We start from the raw sequence: 11679 nt of genomic DNA, 5'->3' as shown, positions 1-11679 counted from the left end.
ATCGAAAATGCAAGGGATCAGAAATGGCAACGCTTATTAAAAATACAGGAAATAAAGATTCTGGTACGCGTGAGTACCTTACTTTTCGTCTTGGAGAAGAAGAGTATGGCATTGATATCCTGAAGGTGCAGGAAATCCGTGGCTATGAAGAGCCTACACGCATTGCGAATGCACCTGATTTTATTCGAGGTGTCGTGAATTTGCGTGGCACCATCGTGCCTATTGTAGATATGCGGCGTAAATTAAATTGCGCCAACGTTGAATACAATAGTTTTACGGTGGTGATTATTCTTAATTTACATAATCGTATCGTGGGTGGGGTGGTGGATTCCGTCAGTGATGTGATGGAGCTGGCCGCCGATGCGATTCGTCCTGCACCAGATATTGAGAGTGCCATTGACAGCTCCTGCATTCTTGGGTTGGGATCCACAGGGGGAAGAATGTTAATTTTGCTGGATATTGAAAAACTCATGTCCAGTGTAGAAATGGGATTGGTGGCACCCACTGAATAAAACAGGAAGAAAAATACATTCTTTTATCGATGGAGTTACGAAGTCGTTCGTACTGTTAGTGCTGCAAAAGTTTGCAGCAGCAGGTGGAGTTCATGCGCCAATTTGATCGTTCTACGCCTCTGGCTGTGCAGCCAGCAACCGCAATGGGCAGCGGATCTGTTGCGCAAGAGCGCGAGTTTGCCTGGACTTCTGCGGATTTTTCCCGTGTCCAAAGTTTGATTTATAAGCATGCCGGCATCAGCCTGCACGATGGCAAACACGCCATGGTGTATAGCCGTTTATCGCGGCGACTTCGAGAAACCGGATACGAAAGTTTTGATGCTTATTTGGATTGGTTAGAGCGACACGGCGATGCCAATGAGTGGCAGCAATTTGTTAATGCATTAACAACCAACTTAACGGCTTTTTTTCGCGAAAATCATCACTTTGAGGCACTGGCTCAGTTGTTAAAAACCAAGCCTGCCAATACCCCTTGGAGGGTGTGGTGCAGTGCCGCTTCTACAGGCGAAGAGCCCTATTCTATTGTGATGACAGCCCTTGAAAGCCTGGGTGCTCAGGCAAATTTTAAACTCATTGCCAGTGATATTGATTCCAGAGTACTGGGTGCTGGGGCCCATGCTGTTTATCGTATGGAGACTGTAAAAAGTCTGAGCCAAGAGCGATTAAAGAATTTTTTCTTGCGTGGTAAAAATAGCAATGCAGGGATGGTACGCGTCAAGCCTGAGCTACGGAAGATGATTGACTTTATTCAGGTTAATTTAATTAAAGATGATTGGCCTTTTAAAGATTTATTTGATGTGGTTTTCTGTCGCAATGTCATGATTTACTTTGATGCCTCGACACAACGAAAAGTGCTTGAAAAAATTCACCGTGTCATGAAACCAGGTGGAACATTGTTTGTTGGGCATGCGGAAAATTTTAGTGATTCGCGAGATTTGTTTGTCTTAAAGGGAAAAACAATCTATGAACGCGTTTAACTTTTTAAAAAATAACTAGAGAAATAAAGGCAAACCATGAATCCTATGCACACAGGGCAGGGGAGCACCTCACCCCAGGCGGGGAGCAGCGGGAGTGCCTGGGAAAGCAAGCGCAGCATCATGCCGCAAATTGCGAGACCAAGTATTGCGGGGGTTGGTCGGCGTGCGCCAGCGGGCGGACCTCCTTTGTCTTTGGCGGATTTAGGGAATTTACGAGAACGCCAGCATAAGCCTGGAGAAGCTTCTTTTTATTATTTTGATCATCATTTTCAATATGGCGCTGTAAAAGTATTGCCGGGTGAATATTATGTCACCACTGAAAATATGATGATTTGCACGGTACTGGGATCATGCATTGCAGCGTGTTTGTGGGATCGTAGTTTAAACATTGGCGGCATGAATCATTTCATGTTACCCGAAGGGGATATTGCAGATACCTCGGGCCGTTATGGTTCTTTTGCCATGGAGGTTTTGATTAACGAGATGTTTAAACTAGGTGCCCGCCGGGAAAATATGCAAGCCAAAATATTTGGTGGCGGCCAGGTCATGGCAAGTTTTACCACGATGAATGTGGGGGAGCGCAATACCGATTTTGTAACTCAGTATTTGCAAACGGAGCGTATTCCCATCGTTTCAGAAGATGTGCTAGATATTTATCCCCGCAAAGTCGTGTACTTTCCCACAACCGGGAAAGCCATGGTTAAACGTTTAGCCCACGCCCATCCGGAGGCATTGGTTGAGCGCGAACGCTCAACCGGCAGCGCAGTCCAATTGGCCAAGCGCAGTGCCGGTGGCAGTGTGGATTTGTTTTGAATAATTAAGGCTAAAAACGCATGAGTAGCAAGATTCGGGTAGTGGTGGTGGATGATTCTGCATTGGTGCGCAGTTTACTGACCGAAATCATTAATCGCCAACCAGATATGGAGTGCATCGGCACGGCCAACGATCCTTTGATTGCACGTGAAATGATTCGTGAGCTCAATCCCGATGTCATTACCCTGGATGTTGAAATGCCGCGCATGGATGGCATTGATTTTTTGGGGCGCTTGATGCGTTTGCGGCCCATGCCGGTGCTGATGATTTCCACTTTGACCGAGCGTGGAGCGGAAGTCACCATGCGGGCGTTGGAGTTGGGGGCGGTGGATTTTGTGGCCAAACCCCGGATTGGGGTGGCCAATGGCTTGACCCAGCTAGCGACCGAAATTGTCGAAAAAATCCGTATTGCGGCAAAAGCCCATGTGCATCGCATGGTGCGTCCACCAGTCAGCGCGGGCACGCAGGCAAGTGCGCCAGTGCTGTCCAGTACCGCCTTGCTGGGGCGGCTGTCCACCGAAAAATTAATAGCTATTGGCGCTTCAACTGGCGGCACTGAGGCCATTAAAGAGGTGCTTATCCATATGCCTGCAGATGCACCCGCTATCATTATTACTCAGCACATGCCGCCGGGGTTTACCACCAGCTTTGCGGCACGGTTAAACAGCCTTTGCCAAATTACTGTCAAAGAGGCGGTGCATGGTGAGCGCATCTTGCCTGGGCACGCCTATATTGCGCCCGGTGGCAAGCAGTTTGCGATCAGCCGCAGTGGTGCCAACTATGTGGCGGTGGTCAATGATGATCCACCCGTCAATCGCCACAAACCTTCGGTCGAAGTGCTGTTCAAATCGGTTGCCCAGCATGTGGGGCGCAATGCGTTCGGCATCATGCTCACCGGCATGGGGGCGGATGGTGCTGCGGCCATGCGGGAGATGAAGGATGCGGGCAGCTACAACTATGTGCAGGATGAGGCCAGTTGCATCGTCTTTGGCATGCCCCGTGAAGCCATCGCCCATGGCGCAGCCGATGAAGTATTGCCTTTGGGAAAAATTGGCGAGGCCTTGCTGGTCCGTCTGCGCTCGGCGGGTGGAGAAGTGCGCCACCGGATTTAATTTCGCTTGCTGGTTCGCAGCTTTGGGCCGGCGGCACTTGGTTGTCTGCGCAGGCCACCCTGCAGGGGCGATGGCCAGGGGCACCAAAAGGCCCCTGCATAACAGGGGCTCGGTGGCCATTGGGCTTGTCGTGCTCAGGCCTGCTGAGTGGTTAGGCCGTTAATTTGTCGGCCATCTCGATGAGGCGCTTGGTTTGGTGACCGATCGAGGCTTTGACCTCCTCGGTAAATGCGGCCCCTTGGGTGTGGCTGTACCCATAAGGGTTGCCGCCGGTTTTAAAGAGGGCCGGGTCGGTAAACCCTGGGGCAACGATGATGCTGCCCCAGTGCATCGCAGTGTAATAAAAGGTCAGAAGGGTCGATTCCTGCCCGCCGTGGGCGTTTTGCGCGGAAGTCATCGCCGAGACGGCTTTGTTTGCCAAGCCGCCTTGGGCCCATACACCCCCCAAGGTATCAATAAACGCCCGCATTTGACTGGCCATGCCGCCAAAGCGGGTGGGGGCGCAGAACAGGTAGGCGTTGGCCCACGCCATGTCAGCGGCGCTGGCCGTGGGGATGTGGGCCATGGCATCGGCTTGGGCTTTCCAGGCGGCTTGCCCTTCGACCACAGCGGCGGGCGCGGTTTCAGCTACTTTCAGCAGCCGCACTTGAGCGCCTGCTGCTTTCCCCGCTTCGGCAGCGATGCTAGCGATTTGGTAGTTGGTGCCGTAAGTGGAGTAATAGACCACAGCAAGTTGCACACGCATACATCATCTCCTTGAATAGCCATCGAAAGACATAGCGCATCTTCCTGCAGATGGTGCCCAGGGGACACTAGGGTTAGCCATCAACGGCCAGGAGCTGGGCGATCCGCTGGCGCAGCACGGGCAGAAACTCTGCCTCCAGCCAGGGGTGCTGTTTTAACCAACCGTTGTTGCGCGGGCTGGGGTGCGGCAGGACGATGGTGCTGGGCAGTTGTGCCAACTGTTTGCCGCGCAGTTGCTCCACGGCTTGGGTGATATTGCGCGGCAGGTGCGGCAGGTGCCAGGCCAGGGCGTACTGCCCCAGGACGATGGTCAGTGCCACCTGGGGCATGCGTGCCAGCAGCGGTGCTCGCCAGGTGGGGGCGCACTCTGGGCGCGGGGGCAAGTCGCCAGATTTGCCCGTGCCAGGGTAGCAAAACCCCATGGGGAGCAGGCTGACCAGGTGGGGGGCGTAAAACTGCGCGGGGGTCAAACCCAGCCAGGCACGCAAACGTTGGCCGCTGGCATCGTCAAACGGGATACCGCTGGCATGCACTTTGCGTCCGGGCGCTTGCCCGGCGATCACGATGCGGGCGCTGCTGCCCGCCTGCACCACCGGGCGCGGGCCCAATGGCAGATGGGCCGCACACAGGGTGCAGGCCCGTACGCGGCGCAGCAGGGTGTCCAAATCTTGTTCTGGCGGGGTGACGTAGTGCGCATCCATAACGCGCAAGTGTAGGAAAGAGCGCGACGGGGGCGGTAAGCGCTAGGATGGCAGCCCTATGGCCAAAGCAGCTTCTCCCTCCGGTTCCACGCCCTCCCCCCACCCGCCACTGGCAGAGCGCCTGCGCCCGCAGTCGCTGGCCGAAGTGATTGGCCAACAGCATGTGCTGGGGCCGGGAATGCCGCTGCGCCTGGCCTTTGAATCGGGGCGGCCCCACAGCTGTATTTTGTGGGGGCCGCCGGGCGTGGGTAAAACCACGATTGCCCGGTTGATGGCCCAGGCGTTTGATGCCCAATTCATCGCCATCAGTGCCGTGCTGGGCGGCGTGAAAGAAATCCGCGAGGCGGTGGAGCAGGCCCAGGCCGCTGCCAGCGGCTTGCTAGCGCAGCGCACCATTGTGTTTGTCGATGAGGTACACCGCTTCAACAAAAGCCAGCAGGATGCTTTCTTGCCGCATGTGGAAAGCGGACTGTTTACCTTTGTGGGAGCCACCACCGAAAACCCATCGTTTGAAGTCAATAGCGCCTTGCTCTCGCGCTCGGTGGTGTATGTGCTGCAGCCATTGGCCTTGGAAGATTTAGAGCAAATTGTGGTCAAAGCGCAGACTGCACAAGCGCTACCAGCTATCGAAAAAGAAGCATTGCAAACCCTGGTGGCCTATGCCGATGGCGATGCCCGGCGGTTGCTCAATACCCTGGAGACGTTGGCGGTGAGCGCTGAACAGGCCGGTGTCCACGCAATCACCACCGCCTGGCTAAAGCAGGTGCTGGGCCAACAATTGCGCCGCTACGACAAGGGCGGCGAACAGTTCTACGACACCATCAGCGCCCTGCACAAAAGCGTGCGCGGCTCCGACCCCGATGCCGCCCTGTACTGGCTGGTGCGCATGCTCGATGGCGGGGCTGATCCACGCTATCTGGCGCGGCGCATTGTGCGCATGGCCTGGGAAGACATTGGCCTGGCAGACCCCCGGGCCTTGCAAATGGCCAATGATGCCGCGCACACCTATGAGCGCCTGGGCAGCCCGGAAGGCGAATTGGCCCTGGCCCAAGCCGTGCTGTACCTGGCGGCTGCGCCCAAAAGCAATGCAGGCTACATCGCCTACAAACGCGCCCGGGTCCTGGTGCAAAACGATGGCAGCCGCCCCGTGCCGCTGCACTTGCGCAATGCGCCAACCAAACTCATGCAGCAACTGGACTATGGCAAAGGCTACCGCTACGCCCACGATGAGGCCGATGGCTTTGCCGCCGGAGAAAACTATTTTCCTGAAGGCCTGCAGCCGCCCCCGCTGTATGAGCCGGTAGCGCGCGGGCTGGAAATCAAGATTGGCGAGAAGCTGCACACGCTGCGCCAGCGCAATGCACAGGCACAGGCACAGGCACCAACCCCACCCCCACCTCTGGCCAAAGAAGCCAAATGAGCCCAATCCGCCTGGGCGAGCGGCTGGGGCATGGCCTGCCCAGCGCGTTGCAGTGAAACAACAAAAAACAAAAAATTGTTATCTTTTGTTTTATAAATTTATAAGCCATTGAAAAAATTCAACAAATATTAAAAATTGAAGTTTTTCGCCCCCTGCTTTTCTAGCACTCCCTAGGGTTATGCCTAGGTTCTTCCGTCGCAGCAGCACCGCTGTCGTGGAAAATTGCGCCACTTGGCCAGGTAGGCATCCATGCTTGCCTGGCTTTTATATCGGCTGCATCCTGACTTGATGGTGTCAGGCCCAGGAGCAGCCATCCCAGAGCTGGTGTGCTTCCTGCGTGACGGGCACACTGGGTTTAATCTATTACGCAATCCATCCGAAGGAGCGTTCATGCTGTTTGGCAAGCTATTGCCGCGCGAAGGCAATTTTTTTGAAATGTTCAACCAGCACGCCCAGCGCATGGTTGAAGCAGCGCAAGCATTTTCTGAGCTGGTGGAGAACTACAGCGATGTTGAGCTGCGCGAGAAATTCAACCAAGCGGTCGATGAGGCCGAGCAAGCCGCTGACCGTGTAACCGATGAAGTCAATCGCACCTTGCACCAAACCTTCATCACCCCCCTGGATCGCGAGCACATCCATGCCTTGATCGACACCATGGACGATGTGGCCGACCTGATTCAGGACAGCGCCGACACCATGTTCCTCTACGACGTGCGCGTGATGACCCCCGAAGTCATTGAGCTGACGGGGCTGAACATGCGTTGCTGTGAGCTGGTGCGTGATGTGGTCAAGCTGCTGGACCGCGTCAGCGATAGCAAAACGGCCGAGGCCGCACTCAAGCTGTGCAATGAAATCGACAAGGTCGAATCCGACGCGGACCGCGTCCTGCGCTCGGCCATGAGCAAGCTGTTCCGTGAAGAGCAAGACATGCGCGAGCTGCTCAAGCTCAAGGTGCTCTATGAGCTGATGGAGTCGGTCACCGATAAATGCGAAGACGTTGCCAAGGTGGTTGAGGGCATCGTCCTCGAAAACGCCTGATTTTTCCCAGCACAACAAGGAATTCCGGATTATGGAACCCATACAAGCTGCCCTATGGGTGGTCATCCTGCTGGTAACAATGGCCTTGGTGTTCGACTTCATGAACGGGTTTCATGATGCTGCCAACTCCATTGCCACCGTTGTCTCCACCGGCGTGCTCAAACCGGGCCAAGCGGTGCTGTTTGCCGCATTTTTTAACGTTGCCGCGATCTTCGTCTTTCACCTGAGTGTGGCCGCCACCGTCGGCAAAGGCATCGTCGAGGCCGACATTGTCGATACCCACGTGGTCTTCGGCGCACTGGTGGGGGCCATTACGTGGAACCTTATCACCTGGTATTACGGCATCCCGTCCAGCTCCTCGCACGCCTTGATCGGTGGGCTGGTGGGCGCGGGCTTGGCCAAGGGCGGTTTCAGCGCCCTGATTGCTGGCGGAATTTTGAAAACAGTGGCGTTTATTGTCATTTCGCCGCTGCTGGGCTTTTTGCTCGGTTCGTTGATGATGGTGCTCGTTGCCTGGGTTTTTCGCCGCGCCCGCCCCAACCGGGTCGATGGCCTGTTTCGCAAACTGCAACTGGTCTCGGCGGGTGCTTACTCTCTGGGCCACGGCGGCAACGATGCCCAAAAAACCATCGGCATCATCTGGTTGCTGCTGATTGCCACGGGCTACACCTCGGCCAGCGAGGCCAGCCCCCCCACCTGGGTCATCATCAGCTGCTACGCCGCCATTGGCTTTGGCACCATGTTTGGCGGCTGGCGCATCGTTAAAACCATGGGGCAAAAGATCACCAAACTCAAACCCGTGGGCGGCTTCTGCGCCGAAACCGGCGGTGCCCTGACCCTGTTTGTGGCCACCTTTCTGGGCGTGCCGGTCTCGACCACGCACACCATCACGGGGGCGATTGTGGGCGTGGGCTCCACCCAGCGGGCCAGTGCCGTGCGCTGGGGCGTAGCGGGCAACATCGTCTGGGCGTGGCTTTTGACCATTCCGGCCAGCGCCTTTGTGGCCTCGATTGCCTACTGGATCAGCTTGCAGCTGTATTAAAAAAAGAAGCTGCTTACGATGTATTTACAAAGGTTGAAATGCATTTACATGCTAAAACCTTTGTTTTTAAAGCGCGTGCAGCTCTTTTTTTAAAATCGCCCTCTCCTCTTCTTTTCCTATATAATCGCGCGTTTTCGGCGTGTCGCTGGCCGGGTGGCCATGTCGCGTGTCTCAAACGTTGAAAAATTTACCACCACCCGAAGGAATAACCATGGTCGTCATCCGACTTTCCCGCGGCGGCTCCAAAGCCCGCCCGTTCTTCAACATCGTTGCCGCTGACAAGCGTGTGCGTCGCGACGGCGCTTTCATCGAGCGCCTGGGTTTCTACAACCCCAACGCCCGTGGCGCTGAAGAAGGCCTGCGCCTGGCGCTGGACCGCGTGGCTTACTGGAAGAGCGTTGGTGCGCAAGCTTCGGACACCGTTGAGCGTCTGGTCAAGCAAGCTGCTGCCAAAGTGGCTGCCTAACTAGCGGTCGCTAAGCCTCGCGCTTCTGACTGCAAGCAAAGCTCCGTTAGCATCGCTGACGGGGCTTTTTTTATGGATTCAATGAGTTGTTTATGAGCGAATTGCCCCTGTTATCTGCCACCGACCTGCCCAGCGATGCCGTTGAAGTTGGGCGCATTGCCGATGCTTGGGGGGTGAAGGGCTGGTTCAAGGTTGTAGCCTTCAGCAGCGATCCGCAGGCGTTGATGGCTGCGCCGCAATGGTTTTTGCAGCCCGCAGAAAAAGGCGCCAAAACCTTTGCGGGCACCGTCATCCTGCCCGTCAAGCAAATTCGCTGGCATGGCGATGGCCTGGTGGCCACCAGTCTGGACGTGGTCAGCCGCAACCACGCCGAAGCCTTGCGCGGCGCCCGTATTTTTGTGGCCCGCGAGCATTTTCCGAAGGCCGAAGATGGTGAGTATTACTGGGTTGATTTACTCGGGCTGACAGTGCGCAACCGCGAGGGCGTGGTGCTGGGCGTGGTCAAAGACCTGCTGTCCACCGGCCCGCAAACCGTGCTGGTGCTCAGTCAAACGCTTGAGGGCAAAACGATCGAGCGCATGATTCCTTTTGTCGATGCCTATATCGACAGTGTTGATCTGCCGGGCAAAACCATCGTCGCCGATTGGCAACTGGATTACTAAGACTGCCGACTGGGCCATGCGCTTTGACATCCTGACCCTGTTCCCGCAAATGTTTGCGCCATTTCTTGAAAACGGCGTGACCCGCCGTGCCTTTGCCAGCGGCCAGGTCGAAGTGCATTTATGGAATCCGCGCGATTTTGCCGAGGGCAATTACCGCCGGGTGGATGACCGCCCTTTTGGCGGCGGCCCTGGCATGGTGATGCTGGCCGATCCGCTGCAGCGCTGCCTGGATGCCGCCCAGCAAAGCCGGGCGCAAGCGCTGCCCGAGGAGGAGGCGGTGCCTGTGGTGCTGTTTTCACCCATTGGTCACACCTTGCACCATGGCGCGGTGGCGCAGTGGGCCCAGAGCAGCGGGGCCATTTTGCTGTGTGGGCGTTACGAAGGCATCGACCAGCGCTTTATTGATGCCAACGTCACCCACCAAATCAGCCTGGGGGATTTTGTTCTCTCCGGCGGTGAGCTGGCCGCGCTGGTGCTGCTCGATGCCATCACCCGCCTGCAACCTGGGGTGCTCAATGACGCGGGCAGCTTTCAGCAAGACAGTTTTAATCCGGCCTTGGATGGTTTGCTCGATTGCCCGCACTACACCCGCCCCGAAGTGTGGCAAGGCCACAGCGTGCCTGCGCCGCTGCTGTCGGGCCACCATGCCCACATTGAACGCTGGCGGCGTGAGCAAAGCCTGCGCCTCACCGCCCAGCAGCGCCCGCAACTGCTGCAACAAGCCCGCCGCCAAGGGCGTTTAACAGCGCAGGACGAGGCCTTCTTGCGCACGCTGCCAGCTGCGCCGGACGATGCCGGTATTGCAGGGCATTAGTTGCTCCTTATTGGGGGATTGCTATAATGCGCGGTTCTTTGATCCTCTTTCCGGCCGCTGCAAAATGTTTTGCAGCTTATGGTGCCAATCCCGGCACTTGCCAATTTCGGCGCGGTTACGATCAATGTGGATGAACCATGAATTTGCTGCAAACCCTTGAGCAAGAAGAAATTGCTCGTTTGAACAAAGAGATCCCTGACTTCAACCCTGGTGACACCGTCATCGTGAGCGTGAACGTCGTCGAAGGCAGCCGCAAGCGCGTGCAGGCTTACGAAGGTGTGGTGATCGCCAAGCGCAACCGTGGCCTCAACAGCGGCTTCATTGTGCGCAAGATCTCCAACGGTGAGGGTGTGGAACGTACCTTCCAAACTTACTCGCCCCTGATCGCCAAAATCGAAGTCAAGCGCCGTGGTGACGTGCGCCGTGCCAAGCTGTACTACCTGCGTGGTCTGACTGGCAAGAAAGCCCGCATCAAGGAAAAACTGCCCCAGCGCAAAGCGGCTGTGGCCGCCGCAGCCCCTGCTGCTGCTGAGTAAGCACCGCCCCCCTGCCCAGCAGGGGAACATGGGACTGGACAAAAGCCGCTACAGTTTTGCTGTGGCGGCTTTTTTGTTTTTGCTATGTCTTCCCCCTCTTCTTCCCCCGGTTTTCAGCGCCCTGTCGGCATTCCATCGTTCGACCCCCGGCAAGTACCGATTTCTGGCCGCGATAGCCACTTGCCCGCGGTGGCCCACCAGGCACAAACCGAGCAAGCCCTGCGCCAGCGCTTTGCCAAGCCCCCGGTGTGGCAGCCAGAGTTGCGTGGCGAGCCGGCCTTTGTTGAGCGCCCTGTGGCTGAAGCGGCTGTGCTTTTGCCCCTGGTGCAGCGCACTGGCGGGCTAACGGTGCTGCTGACCCAGCGCAGCGCGCAGCTTTCCAGCCACTCAGGGCAAGTGGCGTTCCCAGGAGGGCGTACCGACCCTGAAGACCGCGATGCCATCGCCACCGCCTTGCGCGAAGCCTGGGAAGAGGTGGGCTTGGCCCCGCAGCGCGCCCAGGTGCTGGGCAGCCTGCCGGTGTACACCACGGGCTCGGCGTTCAACGTAACCCCTGTGGTGGCCCTGGTGCCGCCCCAGCCACTCAAGCCCAATCCGCAGGAGGTGGCCCAGGTGTTTGAAGTGCCGCTGGCCTTCATCCTCGATCCAGCCAACCACCAACGCCACCGCATGTTCTGGCAAGGGCGTGAGCGCGAATGGTTTGCCATGCCCTACAAAGACCCGCACGACCCCTTGGGGGCTGAGCACTTTATCTGGGGTGCCACGGCGGGCATGCTGCGCAACTTTTACCGCTTTATGGCTGCGCAATAAACACCTCATGTGCCGCTGGTGGCCGCTATGAT

The 11679-nt window shown here is 56.9% G+C and carries 14 protein-coding genes; 12 read left to right on the top strand and 2 right to left on the bottom strand.

Annotated elements, in window-relative coordinates; all coding sequences use genetic code 11:
- Window positions 1-23 precede the first annotated feature (23 nt).
- From J1777_RS04170 to J1777_RS04155, 4 genes are all read left to right on the top strand, one after another.
- Complete coding sequence (locus J1777_RS04170) at window positions 24-512, top strand: chemotaxis protein CheW (RefSeq protein WP_207574584.1); 489 nt, start codon at window positions 24-26, stop codon at window positions 510-512.
- Between the two features lie 92 nt (window positions 513-604).
- Entirely contained in the window at window positions 605-1489 is an 885-nt protein-coding gene (locus J1777_RS04165) for a CheR family methyltransferase (RefSeq protein WP_207574583.1), read from the top strand.
- 36 nt (window positions 1490-1525) lie between these two features.
- Entirely contained in the window at window positions 1526-2302 is a 777-nt protein-coding gene (cheD, locus tag J1777_RS04160) for a chemoreceptor glutamine deamidase CheD (protein ID WP_423220534.1), read from the top strand.
- A 20-nt stretch (window positions 2303-2322) separates the two neighbouring features.
- Window positions 2323-3414, top strand: coding sequence for a protein-glutamate methylesterase/protein-glutamine glutaminase (locus J1777_RS04155; protein WP_207574582.1), 1092 nt, complete (start codon window positions 2323-2325; stop codon window positions 3412-3414).
- Between the two features lie 151 nt (window positions 3415-3565).
- Here the strand turns inward: J1777_RS04155 and wrbA are convergent, their stop codons facing one another.
- Window positions 3566-4159, bottom strand: a complete 594-nt coding sequence (wrbA, locus tag J1777_RS04150) for an NAD(P)H:quinone oxidoreductase type IV (protein WP_207574581.1) — start codon at window positions 4157-4159, stop codon at window positions 3566-3568.
- A gap of 73 nt (window positions 4160-4232) precedes the next feature.
- Complete coding sequence (locus J1777_RS04145; protein WP_207574580.1) at window positions 4233-4859, bottom strand: uracil-DNA glycosylase family protein; 627 nt, start codon at window positions 4857-4859, stop codon at window positions 4233-4235.
- Between the two features lie 58 nt (window positions 4860-4917).
- On the opposite strand from J1777_RS04145, the gene J1777_RS04140 reads away from it, so the two are divergent.
- The 8 genes from J1777_RS04140 (at window position 4918) to J1777_RS04105 (ending at window position 11647) form a co-directional block, all read left to right on the top strand.
- Window positions 4918-6279, top strand: a complete 1362-nt coding sequence (locus J1777_RS04140) for a replication-associated recombination protein A (protein WP_207574579.1) — start codon at window positions 4918-4920, stop codon at window positions 6277-6279.
- A 390-nt stretch (window positions 6280-6669) separates the two neighbouring features.
- Window positions 6670-7317: a DUF47 domain-containing protein gene (locus tag J1777_RS04135; RefSeq protein WP_207574578.1), complete on the top strand. Its 648-nt coding sequence runs from the start codon at window positions 6670-6672 to the stop codon at window positions 7315-7317.
- A gap of 31 nt (window positions 7318-7348) precedes the next feature.
- Window positions 7349-8359, top strand: coding sequence for an inorganic phosphate transporter (locus tag J1777_RS04130; RefSeq protein WP_207574577.1), 1011 nt, complete (start codon window positions 7349-7351; stop codon window positions 8357-8359).
- Window positions 8360-8570: 211 nt separating this feature from the next.
- Complete coding sequence (rpsP, locus tag J1777_RS04125) at window positions 8571-8825, top strand: 30S ribosomal protein S16 (RefSeq protein WP_207574576.1); 255 nt, start codon at window positions 8571-8573, stop codon at window positions 8823-8825.
- A 92-nt stretch (window positions 8826-8917) separates the two neighbouring features.
- Window positions 8918-9487, top strand: a complete 570-nt coding sequence (gene rimM, locus J1777_RS04120; protein ID WP_207574575.1) for a ribosome maturation factor RimM — start codon at window positions 8918-8920, stop codon at window positions 9485-9487.
- Between the two features lie 16 nt (window positions 9488-9503).
- Window positions 9504-10301 carry a tRNA (guanosine(37)-N1)-methyltransferase TrmD gene (gene trmD, locus J1777_RS04115; RefSeq protein ID WP_207574574.1) on the top strand — a complete coding sequence of 266 codons (798 nt, stop codon included), beginning with the start codon at window positions 9504-9506 and terminating at the stop codon, window positions 10299-10301.
- A gap of 137 nt (window positions 10302-10438) precedes the next feature.
- The gene (rplS, locus tag J1777_RS04110; protein ID WP_207574573.1) at window positions 10439-10837 is read left to right on the top strand and encodes a 50S ribosomal protein L19; all 399 of its coding nucleotides are present in this window, start codon (window positions 10439-10441) and stop codon (window positions 10835-10837) included.
- An 84-nt stretch (window positions 10838-10921) separates the two neighbouring features.
- A complete protein-coding gene (locus J1777_RS04105) occupies window positions 10922-11647 on the top strand; it encodes a CoA pyrophosphatase (RefSeq protein WP_207574572.1) in 726 nt (241 codons plus the stop codon).
- Window positions 11648-11679 lie beyond the last annotated feature (32 nt).

The sequence above is a fragment of the Comamonas denitrificans genome (genome assembly GCF_017368815.1).
In the GTDB taxonomy this organism is placed as follows: Bacteria; Pseudomonadota; Gammaproteobacteria; order Burkholderiales; family Burkholderiaceae_C; genus Comamonas; species Comamonas denitrificans.
This window is presented reverse-complemented; position numbering and strand designations above follow the sequence as displayed.

Coding starts and splice junctions, on each gene's coding strand:
- J1777_RS04170 (WP_207574584.1), top strand. CDS start 24: ATGGCAACGCTTATTAAAAATACAGGAAATAAAGATTCTGGTACGCGT.
- J1777_RS04165 (WP_207574583.1), top strand. CDS start 605: ATGCGCCAATTTGATCGTTCTACGCCTCTGGCTGTGCAGCCAGCAACC.
- cheD (WP_423220534.1), top strand. CDS start 1,526: ATGAATCCTATGCACACAGGGCAGGGGAGCACCTCACCCCAGGCGGGG.
- J1777_RS04155 (WP_207574582.1), top strand. CDS start 2,323: ATGAGTAGCAAGATTCGGGTAGTGGTGGTGGATGATTCTGCATTGGTG.
- wrbA (WP_207574581.1), bottom strand. CDS start 4,159: ATGCGTGTGCAACTTGCTGTGGTCTATTACTCCACTTACGGCACCAAC.
- J1777_RS04145 (WP_207574580.1), bottom strand. CDS start 4,859: ATGGATGCGCACTACGTCACCCCGCCAGAACAAGATTTGGACACCCTG.
- J1777_RS04140 (WP_207574579.1), top strand. CDS start 4,918: ATGGCCAAAGCAGCTTCTCCCTCCGGTTCCACGCCCTCCCCCCACCCG.
- J1777_RS04135 (WP_207574578.1), top strand. CDS start 6,670: ATGCTGTTTGGCAAGCTATTGCCGCGCGAAGGCAATTTTTTTGAAATG.
- J1777_RS04130 (WP_207574577.1), top strand. CDS start 7,349: ATGGAACCCATACAAGCTGCCCTATGGGTGGTCATCCTGCTGGTAACA.
- rpsP (WP_207574576.1), top strand. CDS start 8,571: ATGGTCGTCATCCGACTTTCCCGCGGCGGCTCCAAAGCCCGCCCGTTC.
- rimM (WP_207574575.1), top strand. CDS start 8,918: ATGAGCGAATTGCCCCTGTTATCTGCCACCGACCTGCCCAGCGATGCC.
- trmD (WP_207574574.1), top strand. CDS start 9,504: ATGCGCTTTGACATCCTGACCCTGTTCCCGCAAATGTTTGCGCCATTT.
- rplS (WP_207574573.1), top strand. CDS start 10,439: ATGAATTTGCTGCAAACCCTTGAGCAAGAAGAAATTGCTCGTTTGAAC.
- J1777_RS04105 (WP_207574572.1), top strand. CDS start 10,922: ATGTCTTCCCCCTCTTCTTCCCCCGGTTTTCAGCGCCCTGTCGGCATT.